18 protein-coding genes and 1 pseudogene are annotated in these 21,499 nt (G+C 42.1%); 11 read left to right on the top strand and 8 right to left on the bottom strand.

Translation table 11 applies throughout. The features are described 5' to 3' along the window. Window positions 1-175: 175 nt before the first annotated feature. The 3 genes and pseudogenes from OXB_RS19265 to OXB_RS15775 all read right to left on the bottom strand — a co-directional run. Window positions 176-269 (bottom strand): annotated as a pseudogene (locus OXB_RS19265) (preQ(1) synthase); the annotation flags it as partial. A gap of 178 nt (window positions 270-447) precedes the next feature. Next, window positions 448-2,127 (bottom strand): S-layer homology domain-containing protein, encoded by a 1,680-nt coding sequence (locus OXB_RS18525; RefSeq protein ID WP_052484109.1) that lies wholly within the window; start codon window positions 2,125-2,127, stop codon window positions 448-450. Window positions 2,128-2,281: 154 nt separating this feature from the next. Then, on the bottom strand, window positions 2,282-3,064 hold the full coding sequence (locus OXB_RS15775; protein ID WP_041075383.1) for an SDR family NAD(P)-dependent oxidoreductase: 783 nt from the start codon (window positions 3,062-3,064) through the stop codon (window positions 2,282-2,284). A gap of 170 nt (window positions 3,065-3,234) precedes the next feature. Between OXB_RS15775 and OXB_RS15780 the strand changes: the two genes are divergently transcribed. Further along, the gene (locus tag OXB_RS15780) at window positions 3,235-4,350 is read left to right on the top strand and encodes an IS4 family transposase (protein ID WP_041072671.1); all 1,116 of its coding nucleotides are present in this window, start codon (window positions 3,235-3,237) and stop codon (window positions 4,348-4,350) included. 178 nt (window positions 4,351-4,528) lie between these two features. Here OXB_RS15780 and OXB_RS15785 read toward each other — a convergent pair whose 3' ends face one another. Then, complete coding sequence (locus tag OXB_RS15785; RefSeq protein ID WP_041075384.1) at window positions 4,529-5,284, bottom strand: response regulator transcription factor; 756 nt, start codon at window positions 5,282-5,284, stop codon at window positions 4,529-4,531. Between the two features lie 211 nt (window positions 5,285-5,495). Between OXB_RS15785 and OXB_RS15790 the strand changes: the two genes are divergently transcribed. From OXB_RS15790 to OXB_RS15805, 4 genes are all read left to right on the top strand, one after another. Beyond that, window positions 5,496-6,821 (top strand): flavin monoamine oxidase family protein, encoded by a 1,326-nt coding sequence (locus OXB_RS15790; protein WP_041075385.1) that lies wholly within the window; start codon window positions 5,496-5,498, stop codon window positions 6,819-6,821. Between the two features lie 37 nt (window positions 6,822-6,858). Then, window positions 6,859-7,218, top strand: coding sequence for a cupin domain-containing protein (locus tag OXB_RS15795; RefSeq protein WP_041075386.1), 360 nt, complete (start codon window positions 6,859-6,861; stop codon window positions 7,216-7,218). Window positions 7,219-7,318: 100 nt separating this feature from the next. Further along, window positions 7,319-8,248: a DMT family transporter gene (locus tag OXB_RS15800; RefSeq protein ID WP_041075387.1), complete on the top strand. Its 930-nt coding sequence runs from the start codon at window positions 7,319-7,321 to the stop codon at window positions 8,246-8,248. A 53-nt stretch (window positions 8,249-8,301) separates the two neighbouring features. After that, window positions 8,302-9,780, top strand: coding sequence for an aldehyde dehydrogenase family protein (locus OXB_RS15805; RefSeq protein WP_041075388.1), 1,479 nt, complete (start codon window positions 8,302-8,304; stop codon window positions 9,778-9,780). Window positions 9,781-9,945: 165 nt separating this feature from the next. On the opposite strand, the gene OXB_RS15810 is transcribed toward OXB_RS15805, so the two are convergent. Then, the gene (locus OXB_RS15810) at window positions 9,946-11,061 is read right to left on the bottom strand and encodes an IS4 family transposase (RefSeq protein WP_041072671.1); all 1,116 of its coding nucleotides are present in this window, start codon (window positions 11,059-11,061) and stop codon (window positions 9,946-9,948) included. Window positions 11,062-11,769: 708 nt separating this feature from the next. Between OXB_RS15810 and OXB_RS15815 the strand changes: the two genes are divergently transcribed. Both OXB_RS15815 and OXB_RS15820 read left to right on the top strand, forming a co-directional pair. Then, window positions 11,770-12,309 (top strand): TetR/AcrR family transcriptional regulator, encoded by a 540-nt coding sequence (locus tag OXB_RS15815; protein WP_041075389.1) that lies wholly within the window; start codon window positions 11,770-11,772, stop codon window positions 12,307-12,309. A 130-nt stretch (window positions 12,310-12,439) separates the two neighbouring features. Next, window positions 12,440-13,570 (top strand): aromatic ring-hydroxylating oxygenase subunit alpha, encoded by a 1,131-nt coding sequence (locus tag OXB_RS15820; RefSeq protein ID WP_052484110.1) that lies wholly within the window; start codon window positions 12,440-12,442, stop codon window positions 13,568-13,570. A gap of 343 nt (window positions 13,571-13,913) precedes the next feature. On the opposite strand, the gene OXB_RS15825 is transcribed toward OXB_RS15820, so the two are convergent. Beyond that, window positions 13,914-15,428: an IS5 family transposase gene (locus OXB_RS15825; protein ID WP_052483823.1), complete on the bottom strand. Its 1,515-nt coding sequence runs from the start codon at window positions 15,426-15,428 to the stop codon at window positions 13,914-13,916. 303 nt (window positions 15,429-15,731) lie between these two features. Between OXB_RS15825 and OXB_RS15830 the strand changes: the two genes are divergently transcribed. After that, window positions 15,732-16,553 (top strand): MerR family transcriptional regulator, encoded by an 822-nt coding sequence (locus OXB_RS15830; RefSeq protein WP_041075390.1) that lies wholly within the window; start codon window positions 15,732-15,734, stop codon window positions 16,551-16,553. A gap of 116 nt (window positions 16,554-16,669) precedes the next feature. Here OXB_RS15830 and OXB_RS18970 read toward each other — a convergent pair whose 3' ends face one another. Next, window positions 16,670-16,987 (bottom strand): hypothetical protein, encoded by a 318-nt coding sequence (locus OXB_RS18970; protein ID WP_158333759.1) that lies wholly within the window; start codon window positions 16,985-16,987, stop codon window positions 16,670-16,672. Between the two features lie 373 nt (window positions 16,988-17,360). Here OXB_RS18970 and OXB_RS15840 point away from each other — a divergent pair, with 373 nt between their 5' ends. The 3 genes from OXB_RS15840 (at window position 17,361) to OXB_RS15850 (ending at window position 20,005) form a co-directional block, all read left to right on the top strand. After that, window positions 17,361-17,804 (top strand): FAS1-like dehydratase domain-containing protein, encoded by a 444-nt coding sequence (locus tag OXB_RS15840; protein WP_041075392.1) that lies wholly within the window; start codon window positions 17,361-17,363, stop codon window positions 17,802-17,804. A 152-nt stretch (window positions 17,805-17,956) separates the two neighbouring features. Next, complete coding sequence (locus OXB_RS15845) at window positions 17,957-19,234, top strand: IS110 family transposase (RefSeq protein WP_041071926.1); 1,278 nt, start codon at window positions 17,957-17,959, stop codon at window positions 19,232-19,234. A gap of 387 nt (window positions 19,235-19,621) precedes the next feature. Then, window positions 19,622-20,005: a MaoC/PaaZ C-terminal domain-containing protein gene (locus tag OXB_RS15850; protein WP_041075393.1), complete on the top strand. Its 384-nt coding sequence runs from the start codon at window positions 19,622-19,624 to the stop codon at window positions 20,003-20,005. Window positions 20,006-20,185: 180 nt separating this feature from the next. Here OXB_RS15850 and OXB_RS15855 read toward each other — a convergent pair whose 3' ends face one another. Further along, a complete protein-coding gene (locus tag OXB_RS15855) occupies window positions 20,186-21,301 on the bottom strand; it encodes an IS4 family transposase (protein WP_041072671.1) in 1,116 nt (371 codons plus the stop codon). Between the last annotated feature and the right edge of the window lie 198 nt (window positions 21,302-21,499).

Here is a 21,499-nt window from a genome sequence, read left to right on the forward strand (position 1 = left end):
TTAGAATGGCTGCTTTTATTTTCAATAATGTCTATTATAGAATAATGCCCCCTTTGAATGCTCTTTGATTGGTAATGAAAAAAAGCGTTAGATACCCGTGCCAACAGATCTAACGCTCTTGATTCATTCTTTATCTGTAATCCATGTTTTCTGAATACATGTTGTGCTGCATGAGTCAATTGTTCGCCATTTCCTCAAACATAGTTCCCGGCTTTCCGTAATTGCAATCGGGATCAATCGATATGCCCGCCGCGCCGTGTGAAGACTCCGCGGGAGCACAGCAACAGGAGTCTAAAATAACGCCCCGGAAAGCGCGCGCCAGAGCGGAAAGGAATTCTGCTAGGAACACCCGCCATATTAAAAAAGAAAAGGACTGCAGGCAAACCAAAAGATATCTTGACTTTGTCTACAGTCTGAAACGACCATGTTTTCACATGATCGTTTTTATTAAGAATTTAATTCCAATGTTCGTAATAAGAACACCGAGAAATGCTGTCTTGTGACTGGATCGTTTGGCATGAATTTTCCGTTTGACCCTATGGTGATCCCATTGCTTGCTAGAATTTGAATATATTCATAAAAGCTATTTGCTGGATTCACATCACTGAAAAGCATCCCTTCGCCATTCATTTTTAAATCAAACGTATTCACTAAAATTTTTGCTAGTTGTGCGCGCGTCAAGTTTGACCCGGGATTTAGGTACGAACCGTTTCCGTCGATGATACCGGCTTCATAAAAAGCTTTCATTTCCGGGTAATTTGGGTGCTTGACAGTTACATCCTTGAAAGTTTTCATTGCACGTATTTTTGACAATGATAATCCCTCAACACGGTTTAGTAAAGCAAAGACATGCTTTCGTTGAATCGCTTCATGCGGATGGAACGTGCCATCCATATACCCTTTATTGATACCTAATTGTGCAAGTGCTTCAATTGGTTCGTAATACAAATGTGTCGCGGGAACGTCAGAAAAGCTTTCGATACGCAACTTGATATTATACCCTTCATAGCCTTTTCTTCCTCCGTGGCGTGAGTAATAAATCAAATAATACGTCCCGGCTTCCAACTCTTTTGTCGTAATGATTTTACTCGTGTCACTGTTTACGTAACCGAGATATGGCAACTGTACACCGTTTTCATCTAAAAAAGTGAGTTCCCCTAAAGTTCCAGGTGAATCGGCAATAAACGTCACTTTTGCATCCTTCGCCAATGTGTACTTGTAATAATCGTGCGTCTGCGAATGGGCATAAGGTGAACTGTACCAAAAGCCATTATATGTTTTGTTATTTTCGAGCACATCGGCTCTTGCTATACTCGTATTGCGCCCACTTTCCCAATCCTGTTCGTTTAACGGTACAAAATAAGTTGTAAACGTGTATTTAGCAATGGCTTGTTTTGTGTTTCCTAAACGAATATTAAAATAGTACGTGCCTGGTTGGAGTAAGACTTCGATATCATTCAAATTGCCGTAAAAACTTGTTAAGGAGAATCTGTTTACATCCTTCTCATCGATAATAGTCATATCAAAATGGGCATTCCCGACCGATGTGCCTTCTGTCTTTTGCAGCTGAACCTTCATTTTCCCAAATGTCGGGACTTCTATTTTGTAGAGGTCATTATCATTTGAAAAAACAGAACCGTTCAAGTCGCCTTGGTAGGTTTCACCGATATTATAGGGGGTTGCCGTTGTTTTTTCGTTGTTTGGCTCCAAATCATTTCCTTCAATTGGACCGGTTTTAAAGCTCACGGCATAATTACCTTGAGAATCCACCCCTGTGCCAGCAACCTTGACTTGATATATACCTTTTTTTAAATTAACGGGCAGTACCGTTTTTTCTTGATCGTCGTCGGCACGATAGGTTGATATAGATGCAATTTTCTGCTCCATGCTGTCAAACAACATCACGTTATAATCTGTAAGAAAACTATACTCGTGTTCATCTTCATTATCTTTTAATGTAAATGTCACTCGTGCATCTTCTTCAATTGTAATGGTGTATGTATCGACCACTTTTGGCATAAAAGTACCTGTGATCACGTCACCTTCTTGCCAACTGGCAGCTTGGACATCTGACATCGTCAGCAGAAAAGAAAACAAACTGAATGCTAAAATTATAGACTTCTTCACAATAACACCTCTACACATATCAATTTCTATATAGTAATAGAAAGGATTTTTAATGTATAGAGGTATATAATGTATATTTTCACTTTTTTCATGAAAGAAAAAACTCCTAGAACCAATATAAAGCGCAGTTCGACCGGCTCGGATGCAAGGATATTTATAAAACTCCGGCCTTTCCTCCGTCAATATTAAGAGATGTTCCTGAGATGTAGGAAGCAGCGTCGGAGACGAGAAATGCAATCGCTTTGGCCGCCTCTTCCGTCTCCCCGATCCGGCCTAGCGGAATTTGGTGTCTCTCATCATGGCTGTATTCCTCGAAAGTCAGATCCGGCGCAGTCTTTTTCCACAGCTTCTCGATTTGATCACTTCTAATCAGTCCGATGCAAACCGTATTGACGCGGATATTGTCCGGCCCCAAATCTTTACTCATCGCCTTCGTCAATGCCATCCCCGCAGCTCTGCTGACGGTAGTTGGCAATGAAGAGGCGGATGGCGTTTTGGCGATGGCTGCAGTTACATTCAAAACGGCGCCGCCTCCCTTTTCGCGCATGAATGGGATTGCGGCTTTGGCACAATGAATAGCCCCGAATAATTTCAAGTCGAGATCATATTGCCAAAGAGAAGCGTCCACCTCTTCAAATGGGTTCGCCGAACTCGTCCCGGCGTTATTCACCAAAATATCCAACCCGCCAAAATGACTTGCCGTCTCATTGACGATGCGCTTGCAATCTTCTTCCACCGTAACATCCCCCACTATAGGCAGCGGCCGGGCTCCTGTTTTTTCATAGATTTTTTGGGAAGCTTCCAGTAGTGCTTCTTCATTTCTTCCACAGATCGCCACTTTCGCACCTTCTCCGGCTAAAGTAAGGGCCGTTTCAAAACCGATCCCTTTACTTCCCCCTGTAATAAGCGCGACTTTATCCTTCAATCCTAAATCCATCTTTCACACACCTTTCTTTTTTAGTACGTTTTCACTAGTGTTGCATTAATATCTTTTGAAGATTAGGAATTCATAAAACCTTCAAAAATCTAAGGAATCCAAAAGAAAAAGTCCTTTATAATGGAAGGTACAGGTAGTTCCTGTCCAAATCCAATACAAAGGACCAACTCATGGACAAGAATACACGAAAAACTTCATTTGGTAAATGGCTGAATGCCATTGATTTTGAGAAATTCAACGAAATTGTGACCATACATGGGCAAGACCGGTATACAAAGAAGTTAACGACGCAAGCTTACACACTTCTCATGCTGTATGCTCAATTAATGGAGTCAGACAGCCTGCACGCACTGGAAGCAGCGCTGACAAACCGGGATTTCCAACGGGCGATCGGCGTGGATTCCATCAGTGTGTCGCAGCTTTCCAGAAAGAATAATCGGTTGGATCCAACGGTTCTGTCGAATCTTTTCATGCAACTGGTTAGTCAGATCGCTGTACAAAAACTTTCGCCCAAAAAGGGGTTGCTCCTGAAAATCATCGACTCCACAACGATCCCGTTGAACGTAAACCATTTTAAATGGGCCGAATTCCGGGAGACCAAGGCCGGCGTAAAGCTGCATATACGCTTGGTGTTCGATGAAAACGGCACTCATTACCCCGACAAAGAGGTCATCACGAACGCCAAGGAGCACGACCGTAATCAACTCGAAGTGCTTGTTGACGACAAGGAGGCCATGTATGTTTTCGACCGCGGGTATGTGGATTATGAACGGTTTGACCGCTTCACGGACGATGGGCTTTTCTTCGTCTGTCGGTTGAAGAAGAATGCCGTTCTGCATCCCATCCACACATTCTCCCTTCCGGAAGGGAGTGATGCCCTTTCCGACACGATGGCGTTCGTAGGCGCCAATCCGAACTGTACGGAGAACGTTTTCCGAATCCTTGTCATCCCTGATGGCAAGGGGGGCGAATTGCGGCTGATCACCAATCGTTTCGACATTTCCGCGGAGGAAATCAGCGAAATCTACCGTTCTCGCTGGGCCATCGAATTGTTCTTCAAGTGGCTCAAGCAGCACGTGAAGATCAAGCATTTCTACGGTCAAAGTGAATACGCTGTGAAAAACCAGATTTATCTGGCTCTGATTGCCTATTGTCTGAACGTCCTGATTCAATCGGAAACAAACAGCAGGAAATCCATCTTGGCGATTTCACGTATTCTAGCCGCTAATCTATGGGAGTCGTCCCGGTATTGGCTTCGTAGAATCAGGAGTGGAAGCATACCGTAACGATCCCTGCTGACCCGTCACTTATGGATAACTGTATAAACTTACCAAATGGACAGCGCTACCTTTATTCAGGTGCTTCCCTTTTTGGCAAAAATAAAGATAGAATGGTGACTGAATATTTAATTAATATTCATGCAACGCTAGTGACTTTACATATATTCTCTTCTATGAATTACGGTCAATTTTCAAAATGGTGCACCTTAAAAGAGAGGCTTGTCCGGTTATTAACCTCAAATTTGTCATAGAGGCTCTGTACATGTTTCTTTACAGTGTTCACGCTAATAAATAGTTGGCCGGCAATTTGTTTATTAGAATATCCTTTCTTGACGTACCGTAATACTTCACTTTCTCTTGGAGTTAGGGAGTTTTCAATGCCCCCTTTTCCCCCTTTTTCGGTATTTTTCAATAAACAATGTTCATGTAATCGCTGTGCTAAATATCTTGATATGATTTCAAGACTCATAACCTCATTTTTATTAATCTCCAATTCATTTTTTGACGTAACAAAGTCCACTAATCCAACAACCCTGTTGTCCTTTACTAAAAATATTCCCGTGTTGTGATAAAACCCATACTTTTTAAAGAAACTATTGAAATACTCACTTTTTTCATAGTCTTTTTTTGATTGAAGATCGAGAAGCCCAATGACGCGGCGCTTCGGGATCGTATGCTCCAGTTTGTACGGAACTAATGGGTCCATTTCTAAATAATTATTTAAATAATCTTTAATCATCGTTTTATCCGTAGTAGAAGTAATTGGATCCACGAGGTTATTTTGCTGATCGCAAAGCCAAAAGTTCACATGAGTAAAACCGAACCACTTTTCAAAAGCAAGTAGGACGTTTTTTCGAAAGTTATGATCTTCTCCTTTTATATCATCCATAAAAGAAAGTATTTTTTTATAGTTGTTTTCATTCAAAGAAAGTTGGCTCATGATCTAACCTCCTAAAATCTCTGTTAGTTTACTATAATACATTCAATTTCAGATTAGTCAAACAGTCTGTAAATTTGGCCCGTTTGGGTAATACAATTTTCCCTATTAGTTTTAGATAATAGATTAAGAAAATTAAGAATACGTAATTGAGGGAGGGAGATCAGTTGGTCTGTAATTGATTCAATAATAATTTAAAAGGGGAGGAGAACAAATGTCGGTCGAAAACTATGACGTTATTATTATTGGAGCAGGTTTTGCAGGCGTTACCGCAGCCCGGGAGTTGAGCCAAAAAGGCTATCAAATCCTTGTGTTAGAGGCCAGAGATCGTCTAGGGGGACGAACATGGGTGGATCACCAATTGGGCAGAAACCTGGAAATGGGCGGGACATGGGTTCATTGGTTCCAGCCCCATGTATGGGCTGAAATTTCAAGATATGGATTAGAGGTAGTTCCATCTCCTGAGCCGGAGAAGGCCTACTGGGTTGCAGACGGCAAACGGCATGAGGGGACAGTCGAGGAATTGTTTGGAATGTTAGATGATGCAAACAATCAATTGTTAGCGGATGCACGCAAATACTTCCCCCTTCCATATGAGCCACTGACTTCTGAAAAATTGAACGAGGTAGATCATCTGACTGTAGCCGAAAAAATTAATAGCCTCGGGTTAAATGATGACATAAAGGAATTAATGCACAGCATGTGGGCCCTGAACTTTAATGGGCCGACTAATAAAGCCGGGCTCACCCAGGCTATGCGTTGGGCTGCATTATCGGATTATAACTGGCAATTGATGATGGAGATTTGTGCCAGCTATAAAATCGAAAAAGGTACAAGGGCATTGATAGAGGGGATCATGAGCGATGCGAAAGCGGATGTTGTTTATTCAGAGGAAGTTTCTTTAGTAGAAAAGACTGCAAGCGGATTCGTTGTTTCGACGAAAGGTGGGCGGCAGTTCAATGGCCAGTCGGTTATCACCACGCTGCCATTGAATGTCTTAAATAGTATAGAGTTTAGTCCGGCATTATCGACAATAAAGTGTGCTGCTGCCGAGGAAGGACAGACAAGCAGAGGGATCAAGTTTTGGGCGAGAGTAAAGAACATGAATACCCCTTTTATTGCGTTTGCTCCTGAGGATTACCCTATTAATTATACTCAATTGGAGTATACAGAAGATCAGGATGGAATATTGGTAGGATTTGGCCCAGATGCAAGTAAACTAGACCCTACAAATAAGTTAGAGGTGGAGCAAGCTCTTCGCAAAATCCTCCCCGATGTAAACGTGGTCGAATCAACCGGCCACGATTGGGTGAGCGATCCGCTTTCCGGGGAAACTTGGCCCATGCAGTGTAATAATCAATTGACAACCTATTTATCAGAATTACAAAAACCTGAGGACGGATTGTTCCTAGCTGGTTCTGACTATGCAAACGGTTGGGCTGGCTTTGTAGATGGCGCAATTGAAAGCGCATTCACTGCTTCGAGGAAAGTTGAACAATATTTAGGAGAAAAAGTTCGCGAGACAGCTGTAATCCAATGATTATCAGCAAATATTATGTATATGGGAGGAAAGAATAATGCTGAATGTAAACAAAGTCGATTTTTATGAGTTGGTTGAGGGGCGGGAGAAATGGGAGCCGTTTACAGTCGAAGGAAATGAAATAGGACAGGTTAGTTGGCTTCGACAAACTCAAAATGAAAGTGGGGTCCTCTTTGCGGGATTATGGAAACACCAGCCTGAAGAACATCCAAATGGAATGCCATATAAGGTGGAAGGCAACGAGACGTTTTATGTTGTAAAAGGGGAGGCGGAAATTGAAACAGAAACAGGAGAGAAAATTGCGATGAAAGAAGGGAGTTCTTATTCTTTTACGGATGGATTTTCAGGAGTTTGGCGAACACATAAATCCTTCGTCAAGTTTTTCATCGTAAGCTAGAAAGCGAGGGGGAGGAGCCGGGCACGGAATCCTCCCATTGGTCTACTTTTGTAAAAGATCTTATGATTATCAACTCTAAAACAGAGGGAGGAAATGAATCATGAGTAAGGGAGTGCTATTAATTGTTCTATCAATGGGGTTGATCGGTGCGAGCATCCCAATCGGGGAATCAATGATGATGACTTTTCCTGTATGGTTATTTACATGCGTAACCGTTACGATTGCTGCCGTTATTCTAATTCCTATTGCAACAATTAGTGAAAAAACAAAGTGGACCAAGCTTGGCTTTAAAAATTACTATGGAATGTTCATGCAGGCATTGTTAACAGCCTCATTGTATACAGTGTTTTTACTTTATGGACTTACCCATGCAGATGCGATTTCAGTAGGGATTATTAGTAGTATAACGCCGGCTGTCGTATTTATTTTGTCTTTGATTTTATTAAAAGAAAAGCTTACTTTGAAAAAAGTCTTATCCATTCTTTTAGCGGTTGCGGCAGTTTTACTGATGAATATTGTTGGAGTTTCAGCTGATGGCTCCACTAGTGTCATAGGGATCACATTTATGTTATTAGCCGTCCTTTCCATATCCCTCTTCTTCATTTATGCTAAAAAATTTTCTGTGGAATTACCACCGATTACCATTGCTGCGGGTTTAACTTTCTTTGGCGCTTTGCAAACGTTGCCGATGGCTTTAATTGAATTGAGTTCATTTGATATGTCATTGTTCGCAAGTGTTTCGAATTGGGGTGGAATTATAATTTATAGCTTACTAGGTTGGGTTCTTGCCTATTCGACAACATTTCTTGCCATGCCAAAAATTGATGCAAGTACGGCAGGGATGGCGAATGCCGTCATGCCAATCGTAGCCTCCGCGGTGGCCATTCTTTTTTATGGTGCCTCCATCCGAGCAGTTGAAATTATTGCTTTGATTTTAGTAGTTATCTCTATCTTAATCGCAGAATCTCGGGACAAGAAAACGATCGATGAAGTAGAGCCTCAAGATTATTATAAACAACCATCCGTCTGAATCGGGCACGTAAAAATTGTTTTGAAATTAAACATAGAGAGGGAAATGTCGTTATGTCAAATACAACAGTTTTAACGGATATCAAACAATTGAATAAGAGCTATATTGCGGGACAATGGGTTGAGGGCCAAAGCGGGCGTGTTTTTCAAAATCAAGATCCGTATGATGGTTCGGTTTTAGCTGAGGTTTCCCTAGCGAACCGGTCCCAGATTCAATATGCTTTTGAAAAAGCGAAAGAAGCTCAGAAAGAGTGGGCAAAAAGCACGGTTGAAGAAAGACAGGATGTATTGTCAAAAGCATTAAATTATTTGGTGGAGCATAAAGATGAAATTGTAGATTTGATTATCCGTGAAACAGGTGGAACTAGATTAAAGGCCGAAGTTGAATTTAGCTTTGGAATTGGCGATATCAAGGAAGCCCTTAAAATGGCAGGCGAGATTTATAAGCCAAAAGATTATCCATCTGGAACACCGAACAAAGTGAACCGTGTATATCGATTGCCTCTAGGTGTCATCACTTCAATCACGCCGTTTAACTTTCCGTTTAATATGGCAACCCGTACAATATTTCCCGCTATCGCATTAGGGAATAGTGTCGTTCATAAGCCGGATGTACAGGTTGGATTTGTAGGTGGCCAAATATTTGCGAAAGCTTTTGAGGCGGCCGGATTGCCGGTGGGTGTCTTTAATTCTATTTTAACGGATTTAGAAGAATCCGGAGATGAATTTTTAACGAACCCGAATACTTCTTTTATCAGTTTTACAGGATCTACAGCGGTTGGCCAACATATAGAAAAAGTGACGGCGGGTTCGTTTAAACAAAAGGCGTTGGAATTGGGCGGCAATAATCCGTTAGTCATTCTAGGTGACGCGGATGTTGCGTACGCCGTCGATATTGCGATATTCGGTAAATTCATGCACAATGGACAAATTTGCGCAATTACCAACCGAATTATCGTTCATGATGATTTATATGATGAATTTATTGAAAAATATGTGGAACGGGTAAAGGAATTAAAAGCGGGTGATCCAAAAGATTCCAGTACGGTCATTGGTCCGATTATCAATGAAAGACAAGCCGACAAAATCATGTCAATCATCAAGGCAGCCAAGGAAGACGGCAACAAGTTAGCCGTGGAAGGGAAACGAGAGGGAAATGTCATCTCCCCATTTGTATTTGTGGATGTGCCGAATGATTCAAAGTTAGCACAAACGGAGATCTTTGGACCCGTAGCTATAATTATTCACGCCAAAGATGATCAGGAAGCCATTGAATTAGCAAATAGCACAGAGTTTGGATTGTCTGCAGCCATCATAACGAGTGATTTGAAGCGAGGCGAACGCTTGGCGTTGGAAATCGAATCAGGCACCACGCATGTCAATGACATGCCCGCAGTGTTAGAAAGTAACGTCCCGTTTGGTGGCGTTAAAAAGAGTGGGATCGGACGATTTGGAACCGATTGGATTATCGAAGAGTTCACAACGACGAAATGGGTATCAGTTCAGACCGAAAACATTCAATATCCATTTTAATTCCGGATATAAAATAAATCACTAGCGTTGCATGAATATTAATTAAATATTCAGTCACCATTCTATCTTTATTTTTGCCAAAAAGGGAAGCACCTGAATAAAGGTAGCGCTGTCCATTTGGTAAGTTTATACAGTTATCCATAAGTGACGGGTCAGCAGGGATCGTTACGGTATGCTTCCACTCCTGATTCTACGAAGCCAATACCGGGACGACTCCCATAGATTAGCGGCTAGAATACGTGAAATCGCCAAGATGGATTTCCTGCTGTTTGTTTCCGATTGAATCAGGACGTTCAGACAATAGGCAATCAGAGCCAGATAAATCTGGTTTTTCACAGCGTATTCACTTTGACCGTAGAAATGCTTGATCTTCACGTGCTGCTTGAGCCACTTGAAGAACAATTCGATGGCCCAGCGAGAACGGTAGATTTCGCTGATTTCCTCCGCGGAAATGTCGAAACGATTGGTGATCAGCCGCAATTCGCCCCCCTTGCCATCAGGGATGACAAGGATTCGGAAAACGTTCTCCGTACAGTTCGGATTGGCGCCTACGAACGCCATCGTGTCGGAAAGGGCATCACTCCCTTCCGGAAGGGAGAATGTGTGGATGGGATGCAGAACGGCATTCTTCTTCAACCGACAGACGAAGAAAAGCCCATCGTCCGTGAAGCGGTCAAACCGTTCATAATCCACATACCCGCGGTCGAAAACATACATGGCCTCCTTGTCGTCAACAAGCACTTCGAGTTGATTACGGTCGTGCTCCTTGGCGTTCGTGATGACCTCTTTGTCGGGGTAATGAGTGCCGTTTTCATCGAACACCAAGCGTATATGCAGCTTTACGCCGGCCTTGGTCTCCCGGAATTCGGCCCATTTAAAATGGTTTACGTTCAACGGGATCGTTGTGGAGTCGATGATTTTCAGGAGCAACCCCTTTTTGGGCGAAAGTTTTTGTACAGCGATCTGACTAACCAGTTGCATGAAAAGATTCGACAGAACCGTTGGATCCAACCGATTATTCTTTCTGGAAAGCTGCGACACACTGATGGAATCCACGCCGATCGCCCGTTGGAAATCCCGGTTTGTCAGCGCTGCTTCCAGTGCGTGCAGGCTGTCTGACTCCATTAATTGAGCATACAGCATGAGAAGTGTGTAAGCTTGCGTCGTTAACTTCTTTGTATACCGGTCTTGCCCATGTATGGTCACAATTTCGTTGAATTTCTCAAAATCAATGGCATTCAGCCATTTACCAAATGAAGTTTTTCGTGTATTCTTGTCCATGAGTTGGTCCTTTGTATTGGATTTGGACAGGAACTACCTGTACCTTCCATTATAAAGGACTTTTTCTTTTGGATTCCTTAGATTTTTGAAGGTTTTATGAATTCCTAATCTTCAAAAGATATTAATGCAACACTAGTGAAAATAAATATTGAATGTTGATCAAAGTTCTTTTGCTATTAAAAATATTTTCTGCCTTATTATAAATAGCTTTTGAACCTTTCCCGAACTTCAGCCAACTTATTTGTATGAAAGAATGCAAGCTTAAACAATAGACCGGCCTTCTACGAGGGAGGCCGGTCTATTGTGAATTGAAATTGAGAGGACCAACTTATAAAGGGGAGGTCCATTTTAGTGAGTACTCCAAAGTTAAATATAATAATTCCAAAAGGTAAGAAAACATTTTATGGTGAGACGGGCTTTGGCATAAGAGTTATCTAAAATTCAGTTGCTTCTGTTCTGACATGATTGAACGAGTATTGCTTAAAGGTAATAGATATTATCTTTAAAAGCTTTAAAGTAGATAACATTTTATCTAATAACAGAAAAGTTAGAGATTTTTCGAGAAAACTATTGAAAAAAGTCCGTCTGGACGGTATGATATATAAAATATTAATACTTTATACTTTATTGTGAAAAGTAACTCTTTTGTATTGTGGATATTTAATATTGTCAAATGGTAAGTTCTTTAGAAAAAACGGAGGGTTACCCATGGAAAAAGCTAGTATGAAAAAAGAAGAACTCTTGGAGGCTGCTTCTAGAATAGTAAATAAAAAAGGGGTACGATATCTTACTCTTAACAATGTTGCTAAAGAAGCTGGTGTGAGTAAGGGAGGACTACTATATTATTTCCCAACTAAAGACTCTCTGATACAAGGTGGACTTCAGTACATGTTGTCAGAATACACAAGAGAGATGGAGGAAGTTGCGAGCCATGATCAAGCCCCAGGAAACTTATTAAGAGCGTATATAGATGTAACAGTAAATGATGAACAGCCTTTAACAAGTAATTTGCTGGCCGCAATTGCTATTAATCCTGAACTGTTAAAGTCATCTCAAGAATGGTATCTACGATGGCAGGAAAAGATTGAGGAAAATGGAGTGGACCCAGTCATGGCTACTATTATAAGGTTAGCTGCTGACGGGGTGTGGTTTAATGAATTATTTGGATTTTCTTTTCTAGATGAAACTTTTAGGGAAAGAGTAGTAGAAAAATTAATGGAATTATCAGAGGGAGGGCCATTTGAATAAAAAATTTATTCTTTATTAAAGGAGGTGATGTTTTAAGAAGAGATAGTAATATTATTTAATGCTTACTTGTAACCGCTGTCATGGCAATTATTTGAGGTGTTCTATAGGCTAAAAAATGAGGAGGTATATCATGAGAGTAACAGAAAAGAGGAAACTTTTCCCACACCGTTATAATTCTAGTGTAGATATTTCCTATACTCTACCAGCTCCGTATTATAAGGATCCGGGAATATTTGAGTTAGAAAAGGAAGAAATATTTTATAAAAATTGGGTTTTAGCTGGTCACGTTGAAAAAGTTAAAGAGGTTGGTGATTATTTCACTTTCAATGTACAAGATCAAGAGTTATTTGTAATTAGGGGGAAGGATAATAAAATCCGAGCTTTTTACAATGTGTGTTCACATAGGGGGCATGAACTTGTAAAAGGAAGTGGAAATGTAAAAGCAGTGATCACATGCCCTTACCATGCATGGACATACAAAACAGATGGGAAATTTAATGCCGGTCGAGGAACAAACGAAATTAAAAAATTTAATCCTGAAGAAGCGTGTTTAAAACCGGCGAAAGTAGAAATTTTTGCTTCCTTTATATTTATCAATCTAGATACCAAAGCGAAATCATTACAAGATCTAATGCCTGGCGTAGAGGATGACATTCTTAAGAAAATTCCGGAAGTCGATAAGCTTACTTTGCATACAAGGCTTGAATATCACGTAAAAGGGAATTGGAAAGCAGCGATAGACAATTATTTAGAATGTAACCATTGCCAGGCTAATCACCCGGGCTTTTGCCAAACTATCGATGTTAAAAACTATCAAATAGAAGTATTTGAATATCATTCAACTAATGGAGGACCTCTATTAATTAATGGAGAAAGCGCTTATAGTGTTGGGGATTCACCAGAGCACGATCAATATGAAGGGTGGTTCCTGTGGCCAACGACAACATTTGGTTATATGCCCGGAGAACCACAATTAATTCTATTCCACTTTGTGCCTACTGGGCCTGATACGGTCATAGAATACTTTGATTTTTACTTTTTAGATAAGGAAATGACCCCTGAAAGAAAAGAAGTGTTAGAGTTTTTTGATAAGACACTTCAACCCGAAGATATTACACTTATTGAAAGTGTCCAAAGAGGGTTTAGTTCCAATGGCTATTATGACGGTCGATACGTAGGTAATGATGAACGCACTGATATTAGTGAACATGCTCTCCATCATTTTCATGGATTAGTGCTAAAATCTCTGGGAGCATTATAAAATTGAGCCCATTCACATTTATTTTCAAACTTGCCGGCCAAGCAAAATATTCATGTTAAATGTGAATGAGCTTAATTAAATTATAGTTTGATTGACTCCATAAGTAAATTCTTTTAACTGATTTTAGACGAAAGTCAAATATGCAGATAATAAATATCTGTGAAGGATAAAAGAATTTTGTTGGTTCCTAAGAGTATCGTTACGTAAAGTAATGATACTCTCCATTAAAATCTAAAGATTTTAAACCTCACGTATTTTGTATTGGCTATATGGAAAAGTCTAATTCCCTTTTTAATTAAATTAATAATGCGGAGGCTAATTAGGGATTACTGAACAACCCTCATCAAGCTACCTTAAGGATAAGTTTCTTGGAAAATAAACGTTCCGATTTTTCGATTGAATGTAGGAAAAACGACAAAAAAGTATCCCGGAGGATCTTTTCGAGGTTCATGATGACCAGCTGGAGGGCAATCGTCGTCTCGCTTGTGGTTTGCAGGCGTGTTCGAATAAGACCCAGCCCGTATGCGCGTTTGCCTTCGCCGAATTTCCCTTCGATGGCGTTGCGCTCGCCGTGGTCCTGTTTCTCCAACTTCTTCTGTTCTGCACGTACATGCTGGTCTTTGGCGGGCCTGCCGAGTTTCGGACCGCTCAACCGAATTCCGAGTTCTTGACAGAACTTCCGGTTGTCCCGGGTTCTGTAGATGGTATCCGCCAGGACGGCTTCCGGATAGTGGCCGAACCGTTCCTTGTACGCCAGGATAGCGTCTTTCAATAGGGTTCCTTCATTGTAGGCGTCCCATTGCAGCGTCTCAAGATACGCATACCCATCGACCAGACTGACAGAGAGTTTTGCGCCGAATTCGACGGATGCTTTCGCTTTTCCCCGGACAATCGGACGGATATACGGCTGCGCAATGCTGACTACGCGGTCCTGGATGGAATGAGTATCGCCCTCGAACAGGATGGTTTGCTGACGGAACAGCTCCTGGATGACCAGCAGGTCTTTGTACTGTGCCCGTGTCAGCCTGTCGAGCCCGACTTCATTCGCAAGATCTTCCACGTGCTTCAAATCTCGACGAACATAGGAAAGCTGTCCCTTCAGGCAAGCCTGGATCTTTTCGTAGCCGGGTTTTCGCTGCTTGGACAAGGCAAGGTATTCCTTCCGGGCTTTCCGGCGGTAGGTACGCGGTTTTTTGGACCCATGGCCCCGTTTCGCATGCAACCGATCAATCATCGTTTCGAGCTTTTCCCTTGCCTGATTCAAGAGACCGATATCCGTCGGATACGCAATATCGGAAGGGGCGCAGGTGGCATCGATCAGTAGTTTTCCTTGTTTGTAGATGGGGGCTGATTCTTCGGGACGCCGGGCCTCCGGTTTCGCTGCCGGGCTTCCGCTCCCGCCCCTCGGCTCATCGTCATCCGGACCATCCGAATCCTTGGGGTTCGCCGGTTTCCGATGTGCCGCTGTGATGGATTCGTTCACTTGATTCACCAGATCCGCGTTAAAACGCTTCCGGAAATGGGTCAGTGAAGAGGCATGGAACGGCGGGGTTTCCTGAAAAGCGGGAAGCCCGATGAAATATTGCATATAGGGGTTTTCAGTAATCGCTTCTACGGTTTCTCCATCACTCAATCGGAGACGTTCCTTGATGATCAGCGCTCCAAGTGCAAGCTGCACGGTGTACGCCTTACTCCCCTGATTGGGGTCGCCGAGTGACTCGAGATACGCTTCCTCCAGGTCGGCCCAAGGAATGACAGAAGCCATGCGAACCCAACGGTTATCCGGGTTCAAGTGCCCTCCGAACGGCAAAAAGAATTCGTGTGGCAGGATCATTTGTTTGGCGTTGTGTTCATACATGACATGTCCTCCTGTGCAGTGTATTAGTGAGTTTTATTTTTTCGGTATGCACCTGTTTCGACAAAAAAGGCGTCAAACCCTTTATTTATATGGGATTATAAGTTGTTCAGCAATCTCTAAATACTTTGTAAATAATTTTCGAGGCTCCATTGTTTGCATCATTGAATAATTGTTTTTCACAAAAAGTACCACCTAAAGTTTAAATTCTTCGAAGTCTGCTCCGTTTTTAAATGCCTTTTTTCCTTTTATGCTATGATGATAAAGTATTCGGTTACCGTATAGTCAAGAGTGAAGAGGTGAAAAATTGGGGTTTACAAAAAACTTTTTGCGACAGGAGAATTTGCAGATTTATGTGGTGTGAAAAAGCAAACGCTTTTTCATTATGATGAAATCGGTCTTTTAAAACCAGAGTATAAAAACGAAAATGGGTATCGCTATTATTCCGTTCAACAAGCAGAGGTTTTTAGCGTGATTGAAATGCTAAAAGAAATTGGTATGTCTTTAGCAGAAATTAAAAACTTTTTACATTTCAAAACACCAATGGAAACCATTGCATTATTAACGGAAAAAGAAGAGATGATGAAAAAGAAAATCATGAAAATGCAGCGTACACAGCTAATTATACAAAACAAGAAAAAGCATATTGAAGAAGCATTACGGTTGAATTTTGATCGGTTTACAATAGAAAAAATGGGAACAGAATACTATGTATTAAGTGAAAGTATTTTAAACTGCTCTGATAAAGAATTTACGAAGTTGATTATGTCGTTTATTAAATATACAAAGCGAGAAAGACTTGATACTGGCTATCCTATTGGAGGTTTGATTCGTCAAGAGCAGGTAGAGGCGGGAGATTACTGGAATTATTCGCATTTTTATATGCGTGTGGCTCAATCTGATTTAGCAGAACCTTTTATCAAAAAAGCGGGAAAATACGTTGTTGGCTATCATAAAGGAAGTTATGTGACGATTCAAGAAACCTATAAAAAAATGAAAAATTATTTGGATAAGGAAGGGTATCGTATTTGTGGTGATAGTTTTGAGGAGTATGTAATTGATGAGGTAAGTGTAAGTGGGGAAAATAATTATGTAACAAAAATAATGATACAAGTAGAAGAAAAGTAAGCAAGCTGCTCCTTTTTTCAACCGTTTTAGTTTTCTTAAAGCATTTCATAACCATTACTAAGTAAATGAAACGCGACCTGTCCCCAGATAGCAGACAGGTCGCTTTTTCGATTTGTTTATTCCATATATCCAGCGGGGTCCGCTTCCACTCCAAACCATACATGCGCATATCCGTCGTGAATGCCGAAGCCCATTACAGTCAAGTCTGCCCAAAATCCGTTTCCGATAATGACGTTGTTATGATTATAGGCGAATGTACAGGATTTCCAGTCGTATCTAGCATAATCTAAATGAATGCAAAGGAGGAAAAATAATGGTGCAATTTGATTATGATCGATATGGCAGATACGATCAAGATTATGGATATGATTACGACAATTATGGAAGACGTCACAGAAGACGACGTCCGCATTTTCAATATCCATTTTACCCATATTATCCAACCTATCCAATCTACCCGCCGTACTATCCCTACAATCGTTATCCCTACTACCAACCATATAACCGTCCGTATGGCTATTAATATAGAGGATGTTTAGAATTAAAAAACAAGGACCGACAGAATCTTAGGATTAGATGCTGTCGGTCCCTTTTTATTTATTTTCGCTAACTTATCTAAAGAAACAAACTCCGTTTCTTGCACTTGATATGATTTTTTCCGGCTAACAATTCTGCATGCCTCCATTGACATTCGTATCACCTTAAAATATCAGACTATAATAATTTCATCGAATACTCATTATAGTATAATGGATAACAGGTTAACTTTTGGGATAGAGATTTCTATGAAATTTGGGGAGTGAGAGCATGACAAACAAAGCAGCAAATAAAGTAGGGGTGACGATTGGCTCGCTTCAATTTATGGTCGAGCGGGGGAAAATTAAAGAGTTCGCGCTTGCTATCGGGGATGACAACCCTCTTTATTATGACGTGGAGACGGCACGGGCGGCAGGGTTTAGAGATGTCCCCATTCCTCCCACCTTTCCGACGGTGATTGAGATGTGGGGAGGGCTCGATTTTGAAGCGCTTTTCGAAGTGCTTGAAATGAATCCGCTGAAAGTGCTCCATGGCGAGCAGGAATATACGTATCTTCAGGATATTTGTGCTGGCGATGAAATTACGGGGGAGATACGTGTAAAAGCGGATGAAGTGAAACGGGCCATGCGGCTAGTGACCTTAGAAGGGAAATTTATGAATCAACAAATGGAAGACGTGCTTCTATCGAAGAGTGTGGTCATTGAACGGATGTAATCCGTTTATATTGGATAAGTCCATAACGAAAAAGGAGCATTCCTGTTAGAAGCTTTTTCGGGGACTTGAACACAAAAAGCCCTCTTGGTATGATGCGGGGTGTCAAATCTGCACGAATTGACCCCTAATTTAGATACCAAGGAGGACTCATCATGAATTTTACGCAAAACGCTAAAATTAATCAAGTCACGGATAAAACGCTGGTTATAGGAATGGACATCGCCAAGCGCACACATTACGCCTGCATGGTTGATGAACGTGGCCTGCTCCTCAAGAAGTCGTTCCCCGTACATCAATCGAGGCAAGGGTTCGAATACTTCTATGAATGTATTCTCAATGCCAAGAAACAATTCGGCAAAACCGATGTCATTATCGGCATCGAGCCAACCGGCCACTATTGGCTCAACCTGGCCTACTTTCTCGACGATCGGGGCATCCCCCTCGTCATATGCAATCCAATGCATGTAAAGAAATCCAAGGAACTTGACGACAATCTTCAGACGAAGAACGACGCCAAAGATGCCCTTGTCATCGCCCGTTTAGTGAAAGACGGTCGATACAGCTATCCACGGATCTTGAGGGAAACAGAGGCTGAACTGCGTGTAGGTGCGACGCTCAAAGGCAATCTCACTGAGGAATTAAACGCTGTTAAAAACAAGATAATTCGCTGGACCGATCGCTATTTTCCGGAGTTTCAACAAGTGTTTCCGAGTTTCGGCAAGATGGCACTCGCTGCGTTGGAATGTACACCATTTCCTAACGATGTAGCGGGCAAAGAGCCGATTGAACTGGTTGAAATCTACCGGAATGTAGAGGGAATGAAATCCCCCCAGATACCGAAGGCAAAGAAACTTATTGATTCGGCGTATATTTCCATTGGCGTTACAGAAGGACAAACGATGGCCCGTATTGAAATCGCCACACTCGTCCAGCGCTATCGCCAACTTGAGAAGGAACTTGAATCACTTCAGGAACAGTTGACAGAGCTTATTCAGGCGACGGTTGAGTATGAGTATCTTCAAACGGTTCCAGGCCTTGGAGACGCAACCATCATTGATTTACTATCTGAAATCGGTAGTTTCGCCCATTATGATCATCCACGCCAACTACTTAAACTCGCGGGATTGACACTTAGGGAGAATTCTTCCGGACAGCACAAAGGACAGAAACGCATTTCGAAAAGGGGAAGACGCCAACTACGTGCACTGCTCTTCCGTGTCATGATGCCGATGATCCGCCATAACAAGGCATTTCGACAACTGCATGAGTATTACACAACAAGACAGGTAAACCCATTACGCAAGAAGCAGTCCATTGTAGTTCTCTGTGGGAAACTACTGAAGGTGCTGCACGCAATCTGTACGAAGCATATGGCATTTGACGCCGAGCAGATGATGAGGGACATTCCCAAGCTCGAAAGAGCTGCCTAAGCATTACATTCTGAGTGAATGACTAGAAAATTGGATGACACGGAGAAGCCGGCATTATATTTTCCATACGACCAATGAGTCCCCAAAGGAGCTTCGCCAGCCTCCGCCTTATGACTAGACCGAACGAAGGAATGTAGGCGCTTTGGACGCCAAGAGACATGGGAGGGTACGTCATCATAAGTTATGCGGAGATCCATAGTGCATCGTATACAGAGCTATCATCGCGACCAGTATTATCCAGCGATGACCGCGTAGCGTGCCCTTGTCTGTTTGAAGATTCAAATATCAAATAAATATGGTTTAACGGTGTGTCAAAAAAATATTTTTGACGCCCTGATAACGGGTCAAACCGTTGATACATCAACATTTATAGAGGGAGGATTTTTTATGCAAGTATTAGAACCGATTGAAAAACCGGAGATCACACATCAACAGCTCGTGAAGTATGCGGGAGCCTCTGGTGATTTTAATCCCATCCATACCGTTGTTCCCGTTGGAGAGGAGGCTGGATTGGGGGGCGTGATCGCTCATGGCATGTTGGCGATGGGATTTGCCGGACAAGCCCTTGCGCAATGGTTTCCACGCAAAAACCTTCGGAATTTTAAGGTGAGATTCAAAAAGATGACCCGTCCTGGCGAAAAATTGACGATTTCAGGAAGTGTATTGGAAGAGGTGGAACGAGACGGCGAAGTATGGTTACTTGGGAAGGTGATTGTCGCAAGCGAGGAAGAAACGAAACTCGATGGACGATTTGAAGTAATTAAAGAATAGGAATCTTGCTGAGTATCTATTGAATAAAACGTACCACTAGCGTTGCATGAATATTAATTAAATATTCAGTCACCATTCTATCTTTATTTTTGCCAAAAAGGGAAGCACCTGAATAAAGGTAGCGCTGTCCATTTGGTAAGTTTATACAGTTATCCATAAGTGACGGGTCAGCAGGGATCGTTACGGTATGCTTCCACTCCTGATTCTACGAAGCCAATACCGGGACGACTCCCATAGATTAGCGGCTAGAATACGTGAAATCGCCAAGATGGATTTCCTGCTGTTTGTTTCCGATTGAATCAGGACGTTCAGACAATAGGCAATCAGAGCCAGATAAATCTGGTTTTTCACAGCGTATTCACTTTGACCGTAGAAATGCTTGATCTTCACGTGCTGCTTGAGCCACTTGAAGAACAATTCGATGGCCCAGCGAGAACGGTAGATTTCGCTGATTTCCTCCGCGGAAATGTCGAAACGATTGGTGATCAGCCGCAATTCGCCCCCCTTGCCATCAGGGATGACAAGGATTCGGAAAACGTTCTCCGTACAGTTCGGATTGGCGCCTACGAACGCCATCGTGTCGGAAAGGGCATCACTCCCTTCCGGAAGGGAGAATGTGTGGATGGGATGCAGAACGGCATTCTTCTTCAACCGACAGACGAAGAAAAGCCCATCGTCCGTGAAGCGGTCAAACCGTTCATAATCCACATACCCGCGGTCGAAAACATACATGGCCTCCTTGTCGTCAACAAGCACTTCGAGTTGATTACGGTCGTGCTCCTTGGCGTTCGTGATGACCTCTTTGTCGGGGTAATGAGTGCCGTTTTCATCGAACACCAAGCGTATATGCAGCTTTACGCCGGCCTTGGTCTCCCGGAATTCGGCCCATTTAAAATGGTTTACGTTCAACGGGATCGTTGTGGAGTCGATGATTTTCAGGAGCAACCCCTTTTTGGGCGAAAGTTTTTGTACAGCGATCTGACTAACCAGTTGCATGAAAAGATTCGACAGAACCGTTGGATCCAACCGATTATTCTTTCTGGAAAGCTGCGACACACTGATGGAATCCACGCCGATCGCCCGTTGGAAATCCCGGTTTGTCAGCGCTGCTTCCAGTGCGTGCAGGCTGTCTGACTCCATTAATTGAGCATACAGCATGAGAAGTGTGTAAGCTTGCGTCGTTAACTTCTTTGTATACCGGTCTTGCCCATGTATGGTCACAATTTCGTTGAATTTCTCAAAATCAATGGCATTCAGCCATTTACCAAATGAAGTTTTTCGTGTATTCTTGTCCATGAGTTGGTCCTTTGTATTGGATTTGGACAGGAACTACCTGTACCTTCCATTATAAAGGACTTTTTCTTTTGGATTCCTTAGATTTTTGAAGGTTTTATGAATTCCTAATCTTCAAAAGATATTAATGCAACACTAGTGATGTAAAGTTTACCTATTTTAGATAACGGACCTGTATTGCTCATTGACAATGGTTTGGAG

The sequence above is a fragment of the Bacillus sp. OxB-1 genome (assembly GCF_000829195.1).
Classification (GTDB): Bacteria; Bacillota; Bacilli; order Bacillales_A; family Planococcaceae; genus Sporosarcina.